Below are 17,613 nucleotides of genomic sequence, written 5' to 3'. Positions count from 1 at the left end.
CGTTCGTACGGGCGGAGGCCGCACCCCACGTCCAAGGGTGCGGCCTCCGCCGTGCGCAACGACCGTCGCCGGGCGGCGTCACGGGGACCGGCGACGGCGCGTCAGAGCTTCACGACCATCTTCCCGGTGTTGTCGCCGCGCAGGAGCCCGAGGAACGCGTCCACGGTGTTCTCGATGCCGTCGACCACCGTCTCGCGGTACTTCAGCCGGCCAGAGGCGATCCACGGGCCGACCTGCTCGACGAACTGCGGCTGCAGGTCGTAGTGGTCGCCGACCAGGAAGCCCTGGATGCGGCCGCGGGTCTGGATGAGCCGGGCGAGGTTGCGCGGGCCGGGGGCCGCCTCGGTGTTGTTGTAGACCGAGATCATGCCGCAGATGGCGATACGGCCGTCCCGCCGCAGCTCGCCGATGGCCGCCTCCAGGTGGTCGCCGCCCACGTTGTCGAAGTAGACGTCGATGCCGTCGGGGGCGGCGGCGCGCAGCTGCTCGGCGACCGGGCCGCTCTTGTAGTTGAACGCGGCGTCGAAGCCGTACTCGTCCAGCAGCAGCCGCACCTTCTCGTCGGAGCCGGCCGAGCCGATCACGCGCGAGGCGCCCATGAGCTTGGCGAGCTGGCCGACCTGGCTGCCGACGGCGCCGGCCGCGCCGGAGACGAAGACGATGTCGCCCTTCTTGAACCCGGCGGTGCGCAGCAGGCCCGCGTAGGCGGTGAGGCCGGGCATGCCGAGGACGCCGAGGTAGGCGGACAGCGGCGCCGCGTCGGGGTCGACCACCACGGCCTGCTTGGCGTCGATGGTGGCGTACTCGCGCCAGCCGCCGAAGTGCAGCACGTGGTCGCCCGGGGCGATGCCGTCGGCGTGGGAGACGAGGACCTTGCCGACCGCGCCGCCGTCCATGACCTTGCCCAGCTCGAAGGGGGCGGCGTACGACTTCGCGGCCGACATCCTGCCGCGCATGTACGGGTCGACGGACAGGTACTCGTTCCGCACCACGAGCTGGCCCGGGCCGGGCGGCCGGATCGTGGACTCGACGAGGTCGAAGTCCTCGGGCTTCGGCACGCCGACCGGACGGCTCTTCAGATGCCACTCGCGGCCGGAGGAGGGGAGGGAGGGGGTGTCGGACATGGGATCGCGCCTTTCCTGGCATGAGGCCCGCACGGAGCCAGATACTTCAGCACCTGAAACAACCATGCGCCTGAATATTTCATGATGTCAAGTAACGGAGTATCCTGGGGCGCATGTCCACCCCACACAAGCGCCACCGCCCCGACGCGCTGACCACCGAGGTCGTCGACCTCATAGGGGACGTCGTGGCCCGGTTCTACGCGGACTACGAGGAGGCCGCGGCCGAGCACGCCCTGACCGGGGCGCAGGCCCGCCTGCTCAGCCTGCTCTCGCTGGAACCGCTGCCGATGCGCAAGCTGGCCCGCAAGCTCAAGTGCGAGCCGTCGAACGTGACCGGCATCGTGGACCGCCTGGAGTCCCGCGGCCTGGTGGAGCGCCGCCCCGACCCCTCGGACCGCCGGGTCAAGCTCGCCGCCGCCACCGACGAGGGCCGCCGGGTCGCCCAGGACCTGCGCGACGGTCTGCACTTCGCCCGCGAGCCCCTCGCCGGCCTCTCCGACGAGGAGCGGCTGTCGCTGCGGGACCTGCTGCGGCGGATGCTGGATCGGACCCCCCAGGAGACGACCGGGAACGCCTGAGCGGGCCTCCGATCGCCTCCGATAGGGTTCCCGCATGCGTGATCTCGGGGTGGGCTTCGGCTATCTGCTCAAGGGCCAGCGATGGATGGCCCGGCACGGAAAGCACTACGGCGTCTCACTGCTGCCAGGCCTGATCACCCTCGTGCTCTACCTGGCCTCCCTCGTCGCGCTCGCCCTGTGGGGCGACGACCTGGTCACCTGGGCCACCCCCTTCGCCGACGGCTGGCCGAGCCCCTGGTCCGGACTGTTCCGCGGCTTCCTCACCGTCGTCCTGTTCGCCCTCGCCCTGCTCCTCGCCGTCCTCACCTTCACCGCGGTCGCCCTCCTGGTCGGCCAGCCCTTCTACGAGAAGCTCTCCGAGGCGGTGGACCGGGACGCCTCGCCCGAGGGCACGGCGCCCGAGTCGCACCTCCCGCTCTGGCGCGAGGTGTGGATCTCGGGCCGGGACAGCCTGCGCATCCTGATCCGCGCGGGCCTGTGGGGCGTCCTCCTCTTCGGCCTCGGCTTCCTGCCGTTCGTCGGCCAGACCGTGATTCCGGTGCTCGGCTTCTTCGTCACCGGCTTCTTCCTGACCGAGGAACTCACCGCGGTCGCCCTCCAGCGCCGCGGCGTCGACCTGCGCGCCCGCCTCGCCCTGCTGCGCTCCCGCAAGACCCTGGTCTGGGGCTTCGGCACGCCCCTCGGCCTCGCCTTCCTGGTCCCGGTCGTCGCCGTGTTCCTGATGCCGGGCGCGGTCGCGGGCGCGACGCTCCTCGCCCGCGAGCTGCTGGGCGAGGAGACCGCCGAGGAGACCACCGAGGAGGACGTTCACAAGGACGCCGCCGAGGACGAGCCGGTCACCTCCTGAACGACGCGTCCGCCGCCACCGTCAGGATCGACCGCACCTGCGCGACGATGTCCAGCCGGTTGCGCACGAACTCCGGGTCGGTGACGGCACCGGTCGCCGGATCGGTGTTGCCCGCGCCGAACTGGAGCACCGGCGTGTGCACATGCCCGCCCGGCAGCGTGCCGGTCAGGCCCAGCCGGTCCCGCAGCAGGGTCGCGCGGTAGGCGATCTCGTTGGACAGGTAGTTGCCGCCGGTCCCGGCCCGTGCCGTCGAGCCCGGCGTGGGCCCCTCCGGCCGTACGACGGGGTCGGTGCCTCCCGCCGGGATCTCGGTGACCTCCGTACGGTCGTACACGGGGAAGCGGCCCGTGTGCGCGGCCACGATGTCCCGGTACGGCAGTGTGGTCGTCGTCCACTGCGGCTGCGAGGCCGGGTCGGTCACCGGGACGGTCTCGGTCCGGGAGACGTTGTCGTTGTCCGGGAAGCCGCCCCGCCAGGCCCCGTTGGTGCGCTCGACGTCGAACCGGCCCACCCGGCCCTGGCTCACCGTCGTGAACAGGTCCACCCGGCGCAGACACGGCTCCAGCGCCCGCTCCACCGTCCCCTGCGCGAAATCCCGCCAGCGCACCGGGAACACGGCCGTCTCGACCCGTGCCGGACCGTCCGCCGTCTCGATCACCGTCCCGTCCAGCGCGAGCGCGGCGGCCCCGGAGGGATTGGAGATACGGATGTCCCGGTCGAGCGTGAACGGGTCGAAACCGGTGACGAGGATGCGCCGGCCCGCCGTCCCCCGGTCACAGCGCAGATCCGCCTGCCCGCGCGAGGTCCGCTCCAACTCGTCCAGCAGCGAGGACCGTTGCGCCTCACCGAGCGCGAACCCCGGTTCGTACGACCGAACTTCGCGCGTCATCGCCAACCGTGCCCAGTACAGCGGCCGGTCGTCGTCGCGGCTGAGGTCCCCGCCCTCGGGGCCCCGGCCCTGTGCGCGGTCCACGGCCCGCCGCCACAGCGCCGAGCCCTGCTGTACGACGCTCTGCCGGGCCTCGGCGTACGAGCGCGCGGACGCGAGCGCGCGGGCGAAGCGCGGTGCCACGGAGCCGAATCCGGACCGGGCGAGGATCTCCCGGGGTACGGCCTGATCGAGGCGCTGTTCCTCCACGGTGGCTGTGGGGGCCGCCTGGGCGGAGGCGGGGGTCGTAGGGGCGGACAGGCCCGCCAGCAGGGCCAGTCCGAGGACGCCGATCCGAACACGCAGGGAACTCAAGGCGTTTCACACCCTTTTCGTCGACGTGCGGGGGCAAGTGGTACCGGACGGCGGAAGTATCGCGTGACGGCGCCGATTGTGAAGGGTTCGTACGAGATCACCGCCCGCCGATCCCCCGGCGGCCGCCGAGCGCCCGGCCACGGTTAACGTCTTGAGCCGGGACAAGCCTCCCGTCGCGAACTGCCCCGGCCCGGGACCTGACACCCGGGCCGGGGCCGCTCCAGTCGGCCTCCCCAGCCGGCCGCTTTCAGCCGGCCGCCTCCGCGCGGTCCTCGGCGGTGACGGCCCGGTAGGCGATCGCCGCGAGCCGCGCCTGGCCGTCCACGCTCGGATGGAACCAGTCCCACTGGCTCAACTGCCCGGCCCCGAAGTCGAAGTCGAAGACCGCGCCCCCGTCGAAGCGGCACCGCCGGTCCCTCGCGCAGACCTCCTCCAGCACCTTGTTGTACGCCTGCACACGCTGCTGCACCGACTCCCGGCGCAGCGTGGCCGCCGTGTCCAGCGCGTCGGGCTCGCTCAGCATCGAGGGGCAGATGCCCAGCTTCCACACCTGCCGGCCCAGCGGACTGGTCCGCCCCTGCGACCACAGCCGCTTAAGGTTCGGCACGCTCGCCACGTACACCTGCGTCCGCGGCAGGGTCCGGTGCAGGGTGCGCAGCGCCTCCTCGAACCCGGTGCGGAAGTCGGCCACCGGGGTCATCGCCGAGGCCGTGGCCCGGCAGGCGTCGTTCGCGCCCACCATCACCGTCACCAACTGGGGCCGCCGCGTGGCGGCCTGGGCGATCTGGCCGGGCAGGTCGGCCATCCGGGCGCCCGTCACCGCGTAGTTCCAGCTGCGCTCGGCCGCCTTCGCCCGGCCCAGCAGCCGTACCGCCAGACTGTCCACCCGGGCACTGGTACCGGTCGCCCACGACGCCTCGGGGCAGTCCGACAGCACCGTGCACGCATCGAAGCCGCGCGTGATGGAGTCGCCGACAGCGGCGATGGAGGACGGACTGCGGTTCCACACGTCGGGCGAGTGCGTCCGGCTGGCGGAGGGCCGGGGGGAGCCGCCACCGAGGGCGTCGCAGCCGGTGAGGCCCAGAGTCGCCGTCAACAGGACGGCGAGTGCGGACCGGGTACGCCGGCGTCGGTTTCGCATCCCCTGGTCCATCCCCTTGTCCCGCGGTCGCTGTTCCCTGCACCCATGACAACGCGTCAGAGTCTCCCCGGTGGCCCGGATGCCGCGGCTCACACCCGTACAAGCGTCCCCCCGGGTGAATGGCGGCGTTTCCTGTCGACGGGACCGACCGTACGTCACACTCGCGTCGTCGCCGCACGGTAGCCTCGCCATCAACGCGGCCGTCGTGCCAGGCCGCCGGTCAGACCGCACCATGTCCCGCTCAGCACGGAGGTCCCGGTGACGACACGTGGAGTCCTGTACGTGCACTCCGCGCCGCGCGCGCTGTGCCCGCACGTCGAGTGGGCCGTCGCCGGAGTGCTCGGCACACGCGTCGGCCTCGACTGGATCCGGCAGCCCGCCGCCCCCGGCACCTGGCGCTCGGAGTTCTCCTGGCAGGGCGAGGCCGGCACCGCCTCCAAGCTCGCCTCGGCCCTGCGCGGCTGGCACCTGCTGCGCTTCGAGGTGACCTCCGAGCCCTCGAACAACGCCGAGGGCGAGCGCTACAGCTGCACCCCCGAGCTGGGCATCTTCCACGCCGTCACCGGCATCCACGGCGACATCCTCATCCCCGAGGACCGGCTCCGGGCGGCCCTGCTGCGCAGCCGGCGCGGGGAGAGCGACCTGGAGGCCGAGCTGTCCAAGCTCCTCGGCAAGCCGTGGGACGACGAACTGGAGCCGTTCCGCTACGCGGGAGAGGGCGCACCGGTGCGCTGGCTGCACCAGGTGGTGTAGCCGACCTGAAGGGGCGCTGGGCTGTATCGATATGCGGCTCCGCCGCGATGGGGGTGCCTCCCTGCTCGAACGGAGTCGAGAGCTTGGGGGAGCGACCAGCCCAAGGCGGCCCGCGCCCGGCGCACAAGAGACGACGAACGGCGTTGGCCCGAACCCCTCCAAGGGCTCGGGCCAACGCCGTTCAGTGCAGCTACGGCCGAATTCAGACCGTCCGGAACGCCAGCACGACGTTGTGGCCGCCGAAGCCGAACGAGTCGTTCAGCGCGGCGATACGGCCCTCGGCGGGCAGCTTGCGCGCCTCACCGCGGACGATGTCGGCGGTGGCCTCGGCCTCGGGGTCGAGGTTCTCGACGTTGATGGTCGGCGGGGCGATCCGGTTGTACAGCGCGAGCACGGTCGCGACCGACTCGACACCGCCGGCGCCGCCGAGCAGGTGGCCGGTCATCGACTTGGTGGCGGAGACCGCGAAGTGGTCCGCGTCGTCGCCGAACACCTTGCGCAGCGCCTTCAGCTCGGCCACGTCACCGGCCGGCGTCGAGGTGGCGTGCGCGTTGACGTGCACGATCTCGGCCGGGTTCAGGCCGGTGTTGTCGAGCAGGCTCTGCAGGGCGTGCGCGATGCCGCGACCCTCGGGCTCCGGCTGCACGATGTCGTGGCTGTCGGCCGAGATGCCCTGGCCGACGGCCTCCGCGTAGACGCGGGCGCCGCGCTTGGCGGCGTGCTCGGCGGACTCCAGGACCAGCACGCCGGCGCCCTCACCGAGGACGAAACCGTCGCGGGCGACGTCGTAGGGGCGCGAGGCACCCTGCGGGTCGTCGTTGTTCTTGGACATCGCCATCATGTTGCCGAAGGCGGCGATGGGCAGCGGGTGGATGGCCGCCTCGGTGCCACCGGCGACGACGACGTCGGCGCGGCCCGTGCGGATCATCTCGATGGCGTAGCCGATCGCCTCGGCGCCCGAGGCGCAGGCGGAGACCGGGGTGTGCACACCGGCGCGCGCGCCCACGGCCAGGCCCACGTTGGCGGACGGGCCGTTCGGCATCAGCATCGGCACGGTGTGCGGGGAGACGCGGCGGACGCCCTTCTCCTTCAGCACGTCGTACTGGTCGAGCAGGGTGGTGACGCCGCCGATGCCGGAGGCGATGACCGCGCCGAGGCGGTCGGGGTCGATGCTGCTGTCCTCACCGGCCTTGTCGGTGAAACCGGCGTCCGCCCAGGCCTCCTTGGCCGCGATCAGCGCGAACTGCGCCGAGCGGTCCAGGCGGCGGGCCTGCGGCCGGGGGATGACCTCGGTGGGCTCCACGGCGATCTGCGCCGCGATACGGACCGCCTGGTCGGCGGCCCACTCCTGGTCGAGGGGACCGACGCCGGACTTGCCGGCGATCAGACCCTCCCAGGTGGAAGCTGCGTCGCCACCCAGCGGTGTGGTTGCGCCGATACCGGTGACGACCACGGTGCGATTGGTCGGGCTCACGGGAATTCTTTCTCCAACGGATGCGGGATTCAGCGGCGCCACCGCCGGGTGGCGGGGCTGTGCAGCCTCGGGACTGAGGGGTGACTCAGCCCTGGTGCTTGAGGATGTAGTCGGTCGCGTCGCCGACGGTCTTGAGGTTCTTGACGTCCTCGTCGGGGATCTTGACGTCGAAGCGCTCCTCGGCGGCGACGACGACCTCGACCATGGACAGCGAGTCGACGTCCAGGTCGTCGGTGAAGGACTTGTCCAGCTGGACGTCCTCAACCGGGATGCCGGCGATCTCGTTCACGATGTCGGCGAGACCGGCGACGATCTCTTCCTGGGTGGCGGCCATGTCAGGCGCTCCTTCGTAGTTTCCGGTGTGACGCCTGCCGCGGCGGCGGCAGGTGGTGCGGCTCCCGTACCGAATCGCATGATCCGGCACGGAGTGCCTAGGGGAGGGTAACGACCGTGGCGGCGTACACGAGACCCGCCCCGAATCCGATGACGAGCGCGGTGTCGCCGCTCTTCGCCTCCCCGGTCGCCAGGAGCCGCTCCATCGCGAGCGGGATCGAGGCGGCCGAGGTGTTGCCGGTGGTGCGGATGTCACGGGCGACCGTGACGTGCTCCGGCAGCTTGAGAGTCTTCACCATCGAGTCGATGATGCGCACATTCGCCTGGTGCGGGATGAAGACGTCCAGGTCGTCCGCGGTGAGGCCGGCGGCGTCCAGCGCCTCCTTGGCGACCTTCGCCATCTCGAACACGGCCCAGCGGAACACCGCCTGGCCTTCCTGGGTGATCGCGGGGAACTTGACGTTGCCCTCGCTGTCGAGGGGCAGCTCGGAGACGTCGCCGGTGGGGGTCCCCCCGCTCGAGCGAAGCCGAGAGTGGGGGAGGAAGCGGTCCCACGACACGGTCTGCTTGATGGTCTCGGACTTGTCGCCCTCCGAGCCCCAGACGGTCGGGCCGATGTGCGGCTCCTGGGACGGGCCGACCACGACCGCGCCCGCGCCGTCGCCGAAGAGGAAGGCCGTCGCGCGGTCCTCCAGGTCGGTCAGGTCGCTCAGCCGCTCCACGCCGATGACGAGCACGTACTCGGCGGAACCTTCCACCACCATGCCCTTGGCCAGCGTGAGGCCGTAGCCGAAGCCCGCACAGCCCGCCGAGATGTCGAAGGCGGCGGCCTTGTCGGTGCCGAGCTGGTCGGCGATCGAGGTGGCGATGGCCGGGGTCTGGGCGAAGTGCGAGACGGTCGAGACGACCACGGCGCCGATCTGCTCGGGGTCGATGCCCGCGTCGGCGATCGCCTTGCCGGCGGCCTCCACCGACATCGCGGCGACGGTCTCCTCAGGGCCCGCCCAGTGACGGGTCTCGATGCCGGAACGCGACCGGATCCACTCGTCGGACGAGTCGATCTTCTCGAGGATCACCTCGTTGGGCACCACACGGGTCGGGCGGTAGCCGCCCACCCCGAGGATGCGGGCATACGGGGCGCCCTTGCTGGGCTTGATCTTCGACATTCGGTCGGCTCCTTAAGGCTGAAAGCGTCAGGCGTGCTCGGCGGCGAGCGCGCGGGCCGCGTCGAGGTCGTCGGGGGTCTTCAGGGCCAGCGTCGTGACGCCCGGCAGGGCACGCTTGGCCAGGCCGGTCAGCGTGCCGCCGGGGCACACCTCGATGAGCGCGGTGACGCCGAGCTCCTTGAAGGTCTCCATGCACAGGTCCCAGCGGACCGGGTTGGCGACCTGGCCGACCAGGCGCTGAAGCACCTCGGCGCCGGTGGCCACGGCACGGCCGTCCTTGTTGGAGACGTACGGAACCTTCGGGTCCGCGGGCGCGAGACCGGCGGCCGCCTGGGCCAGGGTCTCGACCGCGGGGGCCATGTGATGCGTGTGGAAGGCGCCGGCGACCTTCAGCGGGACGACCTTGCGGACGCCCTCGGGCTTGTCCTCGGCCAGCGTGGCGAGCTGCTTCAGCGTGCCCGCGGCGACGATCTGGCCGGCGCCGTTGATGTTCGCCGGGGTCAGCCCGAGCTTCTCCAGGTGCTTGACCGAGACCTCGGGGTCGCCGCCGAGCAGCGCCGACATTCCGGTCTCGGTGATCGCGGCGGCGTCTGCCATGGCCAGGCCGCGCCGCCGTACGAGACTCAGGGCGGCGGCGTCGTCGAGCACCCCGGTGATCGCGGCGGCGGTGATCTCGCCCACGCTGTGGCCTGCGACGGCACCGGGCGTCACGTCACCAAGTGCCGCGGCGGACAGGATTCCGGCGGCGACGAGCAGCGGCTGGGCCACCGCGGTGTCACGGATGGCGTCCGCGTCGGCCTGGGTGCCGTAGTGGACCAGGTCCAGTCCGATGGCGTCCGACCAGGCGGCGACGCGGTCGGCGGCACCGGGGAGTTCGAGCCAGGGGGTCAGGAAGCCGGGCGTCTGAGCGCCCTGGCCGGGAGCGACGAGTACGAGCACTCTCACACTCTCTCTTGGGGACGGCCACGGCCGCCCGTGGGGACAGGGACGAAGAACACGAGGGGGATTTGTGGGCCCTCGACAAAAGCTCAGGCCTGAGCATCCCCATCGGCCAGACGTCCCAGGATCAGCGCGATCCGCAACGTGAACGCGGATCGTACATCGGACGGTGACCAGCCCGTGACATCTGTCACACGTCGGAGCCGGTAGCGCACGGTGTTCGGGTGAACGAAGAGCATCCGCGCCGCCCCCTCCAGACTGCTCGCCTGCTCCAGATAGACGGCGAGGGTCTCCAGGAGCGCCGAACCCGCCTCCTCCAGCGGTCTGTAGATCTCCTCCACCAACTGCTCGCGCGCGCTCGGATCGCCCGCGATGGCGCGCTCCGGCAGCAGGTCGTCCGCCAGCACCGGACGCGGTGCGTCCTGCCAGGCGGAACAGGCCTTCAGCCCCGCCGCGGCAGCCTGCGCGGAGCGCGTGGCAGCCTGCAGATCGGGTACGACGGGACCCGCGACGACCGGTCCGGCCGCGAACGGCCCGATCAGCGACTTGGCCACGGCCAGCGGACGGTCACTGCCCCCCGCGATGACGACGAGCCGGTCGCCGAGCACCCCGGTCAGCACCTGGAGCTTGGCGTGCCGGGCGGCCCGCCGGATGGCCTCGACGGTCAGCTCGCTGTCCCCGTCAGGGGCCGTGCCGAGGATGACGCTGACGTTCTCCGGCGAGTTCCAGCCGAGCGCGGCCGCCCGGCTCACGGCGCCCTCGTCGGCCTCCCCGCTCAGCACGGCGTTGACCACCAGGGACTCCAGCCGCGCGTCCCAGGCACCGCGTGCCTCGGCGGCCTGGGCGTAGACCTGGGCGGTGGCGAACGCGATCTCCCGGGCGTAGACGAGCAGCGCCTCGCGCAGCAGGGACTCGTCGCCGGGGGCCGCCACCTCGTCGATGGCCGACTCCATGACCTCGATGGTGGTGCGCACCATCTCCACGGTCTGCCGCAGGGTGATCGCCCGCGTCAGCTCGCGCGGCGCCGTCCCGAACACGTCCGTCGAGATCGCCTGCGGCGTCTCCGGGTGCCGGAACCACTCGGTGAAGGCGGCGATGCCCGCCTGGGCCACCAGCCCGATCCAGGAACGGTTCTCCGGTGGCATGGCCCGGTACCACGACAGGGTCTCGTCCATGCGCGCGATGGCCTGCGCGGCGAGTCTGCCTGACGACTTCTCCAGCCGCTTCAGCGTCGCGGAGTGCGCGTGGACCTCGTGCGCTGCGTGTTCTGTCCTGTGGGTTTCGGGTTCGGGCACGGGGACAAGCCTGCCTTATCCGGACGGGTGTGCGCGCCGCCGGGTCGGAACAGGGGCCCTGGGCAGGGCTCGTGATGGCTACCGTGGTGCTCGTGATGGACGTCAGGCGCGCCGAGCGGCGCTACCCGGGAGGAGCCCCGCGGCGGGGATCGAGACCCGCCACGCCTTCTCCTTCGGCCCGCACTACGACCCCGAGAACCTCCGCTTCGGCGCGGTCCTCGCCTGCAACGAGGAGCGCCTCGCCCCCGGCGCCGGCTTCGACGAGCACCCGCACAGCCACACCGAGATCGTGACGTGGGTCATCGAGGGCGAGCTGACCCACCGCGACTCCACCGGCCACGAGACGACCGTCCGCCCTGGCGACGTCCAGCGCCTGAGCGCCGCGGCGGGGGTCCGGCACGTGGAGCGCAACGACGGCGCGGTCCCTCTCGCCTTCGTCCAGATGTGGCTGGCCCCGCGCGCCCCTGGCGGCGACCCGTCCTACGAGATCGTCCGAGGCATCGCCGACTCCACGCCGTACGCGGTTCCGGAGGCGGGCGCGATGCTGTACGTACGGCGGCTGGGGGCGGGGGAGCGGACGGCGGTGCCGGACGGGGCGTACGGGTACGTCCATGTCGTACGGGGCGAGGTGCGGCTGGGGGAGGAGACGCTCGGGCCGGGGGACTCGGCGCGGATCACGGGGGCGGAGGGGCTGGAGGCGGTGGGGGTGACGCCGGTGGAGCTGCTGGTGTGGGAGATGGGGGCGGGCTGAGCCGGACCGCCCTTCGACGCGTGTGACGTCGGGCGCGGCCGGAGTCCACGTACCAGCCGCTCTCAAACCGTCCATCGCCCATGACCCGATCCCTTCCGCACTGCGCTGCCGGCCGGCCGCTCACTGTCGGGGCTGTCCCGCGCCGTGCGCGTAAAGCGTGAAGGAGGAGGGCCTGGAACCGGCGGCTGTGGCATCGCGCCGCTCCGAGGGGGCGGAGGCCACGGCCTGGTCGCGGCGTCGCAGGATGTAGAGGTCCCAGCTGTCGGGGTCGCCGATGTAGACGAACAGTTTCGGGTGCTCCGTCTCGTGACGTGAATCACGTAACTGGTCCGCGCGCAACGGACTTCGAGTCGGAATACCGCGCCGAGTTCGCCTTGGGCGAGCACTCGGCGCGGCACCTGCGTCGCCTCCTGCGGCTCTACCTCACCAGTTCGGGGCTCCTGGAAGTCGCCGACGCCGCCGAGCTGGCACTGACGGAGCTCGTCGCCAACGTCGTCCGTCATGTACCAGGCCGTCGCTGCCGCACCTGCTTCCTGCTCATGCCCGGTGGGGTGAGGGTGGAGGTCGCGGACGGCTGCTCGCTGCTGCCTGTGCGGGCGCCGCGGGACTCACTCGCCGACGGTGGGCGCGGCCTGCTCCTCGTCGAGGCGGTGACCGACCGCTGGGGTGTGACGCCGCGCCCGGGCGGGCGCGGGAAGACCGTGTGGTTCGAGTGCTGGAGTCCTCAGTCCCGCCCCCGCACCTCCGCCAGTACCGCGTCCGTGAACGCCGGCCATGCCTCGACCGCCCAGGGGCCGAACGCGCGGTCCGTGAGGGCAACCGCCGCCACGCCCGCGTCCGGGTCGATCCACACGAACGTGCCCGACTGACCGAAGTGCCCGAACGTGCGTGGGGAGGACGAACTGCCCGTCCAGTGCGGGGACTTGGTGTCGCGGATCTCGAAGCCCAGGCCCCAGTCGTTGGGGTTCTGGTGGCCGTAGCCCGGCAGGACGCCCTTCGTGCCCGGGAACTGGACGGTCATCGCCTCGGCGACCGTACGGGTGTCCAGCAGGCGCGGGGCCTGGACCTCGGCGGCGAATCGCAGCAGGTCGTCCACGGTCGAGACGCCGTCCTTCGCCGGGGAGCCCTCCAGCGACGTCGACGTCATGCCGAGCGGCTCCAGCACCGCCTGCCGCAGATACTCGGCGAAGGGGATCTCCGTCGCCTTGGCGATGTGGTCGCCGAGCTGCGCGAAACCGGCGTTGGAGTACAGGCGGCGCTCCCCGGGCGCGCCCATCGTGCGGTGCTCGTCGAAGGCGAGGCCGGAGGTGTGGGCGAGGAGGTGGCGGACCGTGGAGCCGGGCGGACCGGCCGGCTCGTCCAGCTCGATCGCGCCCTCCTCGTACGCGACGAGCGCCGCGTACGCCGCGAGCGGCTTGGTGACCGAGGCCAGCGGGAAGCGCCGGTCGGCCGGGCCGTGGGTCCCGAGGATCGTGCCGTCCGCTCGGACGACACCCGCGGCGGCGGTGGGCACGGGCCAGTTCTCGATCAGCGCCAGGCTCTTCAACGACATGCTGGTGAGCCTAGGCGGCTCACAGTACGAGCCGCATCGAGGGGTCGGGCCTCAGCGGCGATGGCGGGCCGGATGGGCGCCGCCAACGCCGCGCCGCCCGCGCATACCAGCCGCATCGAGGGGCCGACCCTCAGCGGGCGACCGCGAGCCGGATCTGCGCCACGCGCCCAGCGCACGCGGAGTCAGTCGGTGCAGGGCGCCCACGCATACGCGGCTCACAGGACCAGCCGCATCGAAGGATCAGGCTTGCGAGCGAAACCCAGCGACGCGTACAGCGGTTCCGCCTCCGCGGACGCGTTGAGGTCGACGTGGCGGGCGCCTTGCTCGCGGAACCAGTCCAGCAGGGCCACCATGACCGCTCGGGCGTAGCCGCGGCGCCGGGCGTCGGGGTCCGTGGCGACGCTGTAGACATAGCCGACGCGGCCGTGCGGATTGTCCGCCCGCCCGATCCGGTACTCCAGGCTCCCCGCCGCCAGCGCGGCCAGCGCCCCCGGTCGCTCCGGGTGGTCGACGACGAACGCGGCGAAGGCCCCGTCCGGCTCCGCGAGGCGGCGGCGCAGGGTCGGCAGGGACTGTCCGTGCCAGCCGGCGCCGCCCGTGCTCGCGGAGACGGAGTCGATCATCACTTGACGTAGACGCAGCACTTCGGCGGCGTCCTCCGGCAGCGCACGGCGTACGGAACTCATGTCCCGCACGCTAACCACCGCGCCCGGCCGCCGTCCTGCGGATTTCCTCCGGGTCCGCTTGCCTGGAGTGCACTCGAAGGTTCTAGCGTTGGGGGCATGACGGTGATGCAGACCACCCCCGCGGACACGGAGCAGACACCCGAACCCGCCGACCTCTGCGCGGGGCCGCCCCGGCACCCGCGTCCCGACGGCCAGGACCGCTACACGATCAGCGAGGTCGTCGCCGTCACCGGGCTGACCGCCCACACCCTGCGCTGGTACGAGCGGATCGGGCTGATGCCGCACGTCGACCGCTCGCACACCGGCCAGCGCCGCTACAGCAACCGCGACCTGGACTGGCTGGACCTGGTGACCAAGCTGCGGCTGACCGGGATGCCGGTGGCCGACATGGTCCGGTACGCGCAGCTGGTGCGCGAGGGCGAGCACACCTACGGCGAGCGGCACGAGCTGCTGGAGTCCACCCGCCGCGACGTGCTCGCGCGCATCAGCGAGCTGCGGGACACCCTCGCCGTGCTCGACCGGAAGATCAGCCTCTACGCGGGCGGCGCCGCCCGCTGACCAGCGGTCACAGCTCCGCCAGCAGTTCGGCCTTCTTCGAGGAGAACTCCTCGTCGGTCACCAGTCCCGCGCTGTGCAGCTCCCCGAGGTGGCGGATCCGCTCGGCGATGTCCGCCGGGTCCCGGCGCGGCGCGGGCACCGGTATCGCGGGCACCGGCCCGCGCGCCCGCAGCGCCGCCAGGACCGCCGCCGCGAACGGCAGCGACTCGTGGACGGGTCCGTACCCCAGACCGAAGACGACCGCCGCCGGATCCTGGTCCGGCTGGGCAAGCTGCGCCGCCTGCTGCTCACGCGGAAGCAGGCGCAGATGCCCCTCGAAGGTCTCCGGGGAGCGCCAATCGACGCCGCTCAGGTCGGTGACCGGGAAGGTCTGGTCGCCGGCCTTCCACTTCGCCGAGGACGCGCCCGTCCAGGACCAGCGGAAGCGTACGGAGATACCGTCGAAGGAGGCCTTGGCGTCGTAGGCCTTGAAGTGTTGGGGTCCCTCGGGCGCGGCCACCAGGTGCTCGTCGGCCGGAGCGGAGCCGGCCAGCAGGGGGCGCAGCTCGTCGGCGTAGTACTCGGCGAGGGTCTCGCGCTCGGCGGGCAGCACCAGGCGGTACGGGTCGCAGCTCTCGCGCAGCTGCCCGGCCGCCGCCTCCATCAGCGGATCGGCGCCGGGGCGCGGCTCGGCCCGCAGGACGACCGTGCCGCGTCTGCCCGGGGTGAGGGTCACCCCGCAGAGCGCGGCCAGCGGCACGCGCCGTTCGCCGAGCACCTGGAACAGCCTGGGCGTCCGAATCCCCCGTTCGTAGCGGATGAGCACGGAGTCGGACTCGAACTCCCAGGCGGCATGAAATCCGGCCAGTACGTCACCCATGCGGGTCATCGTATGCGGCTCGGGCTTCTACGTCCCCACCCCGCGCGGACCGCAGTTTCTGCGCCTCTACGCGCGTCCGGCGTGCGCCGTACCGGACAAACCCGCCCGGCACACGTCACCATCGTGCGCGCAGCGCACCGAGTGGTACGCGCCAACCCCGATGTCGGCGAGGTTGCGCAGGCTGTCCGTGCCGGGTTCGAAATAGCCGGCGTGGCCCTGGGCGTCGCGCGCCGAGAGCACTCGCGCCCCGAACGCGGCGGACACCGGGTCCTGCCCGTGGCCCAGACCGCCGACCTCCAGGTACGGCACGTCCTGGATCCAGTCGCTGGGGTCCCGCATCGCCCACACATGGGCGGAGGTGCGCAGCCGCGCCGCCGAGGTGACCCGCATGCCGGGGCTCGCGGCCACCGCCATGTCGGCCACCCGGTGCGGCATGCCGGGCGCGGCGACCCCGCAGACCACGGAGCCGTAGCTGTGGCAGAACATCGAGACCGGCACGCCGCCGGGCAGCCCCCGCAGCATCGCGTTCAGACGTACGGCGCCGTCCTCGGCGCGCATCGCGGTGGCCGCGTCCACGCCGAGCCCGGCGGGGGCCGTGTAGTCGGCCCAGGCGATGACGGCGGTGCGGGTCGTGGGGCTCTTGGCCCGCTCGGCCGCGTACAGGGCCTTGGCCATGCCGACCGGGGCGGTGAACGGGCGGTTCGACTTCTCGAAGGTGAGCAGGTCGGTGTCGACACCGGGGACGACGACGGAGACCCGTTGGGCCCGCGCCAGGTCCCCGAACACCTCGGCGACCCGGCCGGAGCCGTCGGGGTCGAAGGCGAGGATGTGCCGGCCGCCGGCCATCAGCGCCTCGAAGCGGTGCATACGGCGGCTCGCCTGCTGCTTGCCGATGGGGCTGAGCCGGTTGTCGTGCATGCGCCGGCGCTCGACCTTGCGCGCCTCGTCCAGGGCGAGGTAGTTGGCGCGGTAGCGCAGCTCGACCGGGGCGCCGTTCATGTTGCCGACCACGAGGGGGTGGCGCTGGGCGAGCTCCTCGCGCTCGTGTGCGCCGAGCGAGTCGAAGAAGCCGGAGAGCTCGGCGGGGGCCGCGCCTGGGTTCGGCAGCCGGTGCCCGCCGACGCTGTCGCGCTCCCACGCGGTGACCGAGGCCTGGAGGGCGGTCGAGTCCCGGTGGGTGTGCAGGGCGGTCCAGCCGGTCGTCGCGAGCATCACGAAGACGACGGCCAGCGCCAGCAGTGCGCGCCAGACGTTGAGGTGCGGGGAGGTGCCGAAAGAAGTCACTGGGAGGACACACTAGGAGAACGGATGGGGCTCGCGGTAACCGAGTGATAGGTATCACGTATCAGCGGACGTGACGATGACCTCGGCTGTTGCGCAAGTCGATCTCCGTGGTGGCGCGGCCGTCCCCGCGAGTCGATCTCGGTCGTCGCCCGCGCGTCGATCTCCGTCGTCCTGCGTCGCACTCGATCGTCGCGCGCGTCGATCCCGGTCCTCCCGCGCGTCGCGCTCGGTGTGGTGGCGCGGCCGTCCCCGCGCGTCGCTCTCGGGTCGTCCCGCGCGTCGATCCCGGTCCTCCCGCGCGTCGATCTACGTCGTCCCAGCCGTCGCGTCGCGCCAGTCGCCCAGCAGGGCCGGGCCCGCCTGGTCCAGGTACGCCGTGGTGAGCTCGCGGATCGCGTCGATGCTGAAGTCGTCCCCCATGGACCACGCGCGCTCGGTCACCCGGATCACCGCGCCGAAGAGGGCGACCACCAGTCGCGGGCGCGGGTCCGTGTCGAGGTCCACACCCTCGCGCTCGGCGATGATCCGGGCGATGTCCTCCTCCAGCTCCGCCGAGCGCCGCAGATGGGCGGCGAGCAGCGCCGGAGAGGCCTCGATCATCCGGTAGGCGCGCATGTGGAGTTCGACCGGCACGAGCTGCTCGATCGACTCGCCGATGGTGTCCCAGCTCTCCAGCACGGCCCGGCGCAGCGACTCCAGCGGTGCCTCGTGGGGCGGGCGGGCGCGCAGGGCCTCGACGTAGTGCGACTCCGCGAGCCGGGGCACGAAGAAGGCGACGTCCTCCTTGCTGGCGAAGTAGCGGAAGAAGGTGCGCTGCGAGACGTCGACCGCCTCGGCGATCTCGTCGACGGTCGTGCGCTCGTACCCCTGGGTCGTGAACAGCTCCAGAGCCGCCCTCAGCAGCGCGTCCCGGGTGCGCTGCTTCTTGCGCTCGCGCAGCCCCGGCCGCGGTTCCGCCCGCGGGTCCGTGCGCGCACCGTCGGACGTCGCTGTGTCCATGGGGTCTCTTTTCTCCGAACTTTCGCCGCAC

The 17,613-nt window shown here is 72.2% G+C and carries 17 protein-coding genes and 2 pseudogenes; 6 read left to right on the top strand and 13 right to left on the bottom strand.

The features are described from left to right. Positions 1-101: 101 nt before the first annotated feature. Positions 102-1,124, bottom strand: a complete 1,023-nt coding sequence (locus QFZ74_RS09470; RefSeq protein WP_307620355.1) for an NADP-dependent oxidoreductase — start codon at positions 1,122-1,124, stop codon at positions 102-104. 113 nt (positions 1,125-1,237) lie between these two features. Between QFZ74_RS09470 and QFZ74_RS09465 the strand changes: the two genes are divergently transcribed. Both QFZ74_RS09465 and QFZ74_RS09460 read left to right on the top strand, forming a co-directional pair. After that, on the top strand, positions 1,238-1,702 hold the full coding sequence (locus QFZ74_RS09465; RefSeq protein WP_307620354.1) for a MarR family winged helix-turn-helix transcriptional regulator: 465 nt from the start codon (positions 1,238-1,240) through the stop codon (positions 1,700-1,702). Between the two features lie 34 nt (positions 1,703-1,736). Further along, entirely contained in the window at positions 1,737-2,549 is an 813-nt protein-coding gene (locus QFZ74_RS09460; RefSeq protein ID WP_307620353.1) for an EI24 domain-containing protein, read from the top strand. Here QFZ74_RS09460 and QFZ74_RS09455 read toward each other — a convergent pair. Together QFZ74_RS09455 and QFZ74_RS09450 are read right to left on the bottom strand one after the other, a co-directional pair. Further along, positions 2,539-3,792, bottom strand: coding sequence for a pyroglutamyl peptidase (locus tag QFZ74_RS09455; RefSeq protein ID WP_307620352.1), 1,254 nt, complete (start codon positions 3,790-3,792; stop codon positions 2,539-2,541). The genes QFZ74_RS09460 and QFZ74_RS09455 overlap by 11 nt on opposite strands. 247 nt (positions 3,793-4,039) lie before the next feature. Further along, positions 4,040-4,933 (bottom strand): SGNH/GDSL hydrolase family protein, encoded by an 894-nt coding sequence (locus QFZ74_RS09450; protein ID WP_307620351.1) that lies wholly within the window; start codon positions 4,931-4,933, stop codon positions 4,040-4,042. A 258-nt stretch (positions 4,934-5,191) separates the two neighbouring features. Between QFZ74_RS09450 and QFZ74_RS09445 the strand changes: the two genes are divergently transcribed. Next, positions 5,192-5,686, top strand: coding sequence for a DUF3145 domain-containing protein (locus QFZ74_RS09445; RefSeq protein WP_307620350.1), 495 nt, complete (start codon positions 5,192-5,194; stop codon positions 5,684-5,686). Between the two features lie 202 nt (positions 5,687-5,888). Here QFZ74_RS09445 and fabF read toward each other — a convergent pair whose 3' ends face one another. The 5 genes from fabF to QFZ74_RS09420 form a co-directional block, all read right to left on the bottom strand. Then, positions 5,889-7,160, bottom strand: coding sequence for a beta-ketoacyl-ACP synthase II (gene fabF / locus QFZ74_RS09440; protein WP_307620349.1), 1,272 nt, complete (start codon positions 7,158-7,160; stop codon positions 5,889-5,891). Between the two features lie 85 nt (positions 7,161-7,245). Then, positions 7,246-7,494, bottom strand: coding sequence for an acyl carrier protein (locus QFZ74_RS09435; RefSeq protein WP_004001566.1), 249 nt, complete (start codon positions 7,492-7,494; stop codon positions 7,246-7,248). 97 nt (positions 7,495-7,591) lie between these two features. Continuing rightward, positions 7,592-8,659, bottom strand: a complete 1,068-nt coding sequence (locus QFZ74_RS09430; protein ID WP_307620347.1) for a ketoacyl-ACP synthase III — start codon at positions 8,657-8,659, stop codon at positions 7,592-7,594. A gap of 27 nt (positions 8,660-8,686) precedes the next feature. After that, positions 8,687-9,598 carry an ACP S-malonyltransferase gene (locus QFZ74_RS09425; RefSeq protein WP_307620346.1) on the bottom strand — a complete coding sequence of 304 codons (912 nt, stop codon included), beginning with the start codon at positions 9,596-9,598 and terminating at the stop codon, positions 8,687-8,689. A gap of 89 nt (positions 9,599-9,687) precedes the next feature. After that, positions 9,688-10,893 (bottom strand): CdaR family transcriptional regulator, encoded by a 1,206-nt coding sequence (locus QFZ74_RS09420; protein ID WP_307620345.1) that lies wholly within the window; start codon positions 10,891-10,893, stop codon positions 9,688-9,690. A gap of 95 nt (positions 10,894-10,988) precedes the next feature. Between QFZ74_RS09420 and QFZ74_RS09415 the strand changes: the two are divergent. Both QFZ74_RS09415 and QFZ74_RS09410 read left to right on the top strand, forming a co-directional pair. Next, a pseudogene (locus QFZ74_RS09415) lies at positions 10,989-11,644 on the top strand (pirin family protein). Positions 11,645-11,955: 311 nt separating this feature from the next. Then, a pseudogene (locus QFZ74_RS09410) lies at positions 11,956-12,360 on the top strand (ATP-binding protein); the annotation flags it as partial. Positions 12,361-12,368: 8 nt separating this feature from the next. Here the strand turns inward: QFZ74_RS09410 and QFZ74_RS09405 are convergent. Further along, the gene (locus QFZ74_RS09405) at positions 12,369-13,196 is read right to left on the bottom strand and encodes a serine hydrolase (protein WP_307620344.1); all 828 of its coding nucleotides are present in this window, start codon (positions 13,194-13,196) and stop codon (positions 12,369-12,371) included. A 215-nt stretch (positions 13,197-13,411) separates the two neighbouring features. Next, positions 13,412-13,882 (bottom strand): GNAT family N-acetyltransferase, encoded by a 471-nt coding sequence (locus QFZ74_RS09400; protein WP_307620343.1) that lies wholly within the window; start codon positions 13,880-13,882, stop codon positions 13,412-13,414. A 96-nt stretch (positions 13,883-13,978) separates the two neighbouring features. On the opposite strand from QFZ74_RS09400, the gene QFZ74_RS09395 reads away from it, so the two are divergent. After that, positions 13,979-14,440 (top strand): MerR family transcriptional regulator, encoded by a 462-nt coding sequence (locus tag QFZ74_RS09395; protein ID WP_307620342.1) that lies wholly within the window; start codon positions 13,979-13,981, stop codon positions 14,438-14,440. Between the two features lie 7 nt (positions 14,441-14,447). On the opposite strand, the gene QFZ74_RS09390 is transcribed toward QFZ74_RS09395, so the two are convergent. The 3 genes from QFZ74_RS09390 to QFZ74_RS09380 all read right to left on the bottom strand — a co-directional run bounded on the left by QFZ74_RS09390 (position 14,448) and on the right by QFZ74_RS09380 (position 17,582). Beyond that, the gene (locus QFZ74_RS09390; RefSeq protein ID WP_307620341.1) at positions 14,448-15,299 is read right to left on the bottom strand and encodes a DUF4429 domain-containing protein; all 852 of its coding nucleotides are present in this window, start codon (positions 15,297-15,299) and stop codon (positions 14,448-14,450) included. Positions 15,300-15,365: 66 nt separating this feature from the next. Then, complete coding sequence (locus tag QFZ74_RS09385; protein ID WP_307620340.1) at positions 15,366-16,583, bottom strand: alpha/beta hydrolase; 1,218 nt, start codon at positions 16,581-16,583, stop codon at positions 15,366-15,368. Between the two features lie 306 nt (positions 16,584-16,889). Further along, complete coding sequence (locus tag QFZ74_RS09380) at positions 16,890-17,582, bottom strand: TetR family transcriptional regulator (RefSeq protein ID WP_307620339.1); 693 nt, start codon at positions 17,580-17,582, stop codon at positions 16,890-16,892. Positions 17,583-17,613: the final 31 nt, after the last annotated feature.

The sequence above is a fragment of the Streptomyces sp. V3I7 genome (genome assembly GCF_030817495.1).
Taxonomy (GTDB): Bacteria; Actinomycetota; Actinomycetes; order Streptomycetales; family Streptomycetaceae; genus Streptomyces.
This window is presented reverse-complemented; position numbering and strand designations above follow the sequence as displayed.

Coding starts and splice junctions, on each gene's coding strand:
- QFZ74_RS09470 (WP_307620355.1), bottom strand. CDS start 1,124: ATGTCCGACACCCCCTCCCTCCCCTCCTCCGGCCGCGAGTGGCATCTG.
- QFZ74_RS09465 (WP_307620354.1), top strand. CDS start 1,238: ATGTCCACCCCACACAAGCGCCACCGCCCCGACGCGCTGACCACCGAG.
- QFZ74_RS09460 (WP_307620353.1), top strand. CDS start 1,737: ATGCGTGATCTCGGGGTGGGCTTCGGCTATCTGCTCAAGGGCCAGCGA.
- QFZ74_RS09450 (WP_307620351.1), bottom strand. CDS start 4,933: ATGCGAAACCGACGCCGGCGTACCCGGTCCGCACTCGCCGTCCTGTTG.
- QFZ74_RS09435 (WP_004001566.1), bottom strand. CDS start 7,494: ATGGCCGCCACCCAGGAAGAGATCGTCGCCGGTCTCGCCGACATCGTG.
- QFZ74_RS09430 (WP_307620347.1), bottom strand. CDS start 8,659: ATGTCGAAGATCAAGCCCAGCAAGGGCGCCCCGTATGCCCGCATCCTC.
- QFZ74_RS09405 (WP_307620344.1), bottom strand. CDS start 13,196: ATGTCGTTGAAGAGCCTGGCGCTGATCGAGAACTGGCCCGTGCCCACC.
- QFZ74_RS09400 (WP_307620343.1), bottom strand. CDS start 13,882: ATGAGTTCCGTACGCCGTGCGCTGCCGGAGGACGCCGCCGAAGTGCTG.
- QFZ74_RS09395 (WP_307620342.1), top strand. CDS start 13,979: ATGACGGTGATGCAGACCACCCCCGCGGACACGGAGCAGACACCCGAA.
- QFZ74_RS09390 (WP_307620341.1), bottom strand. CDS start 15,299: ATGGGTGACGTACTGGCCGGATTTCATGCCGCCTGGGAGTTCGAGTCC.
- QFZ74_RS09380 (WP_307620339.1), bottom strand. CDS start 17,582: ATGGACACAGCGACGTCCGACGGTGCGCGCACGGACCCGCGGGCGGAA.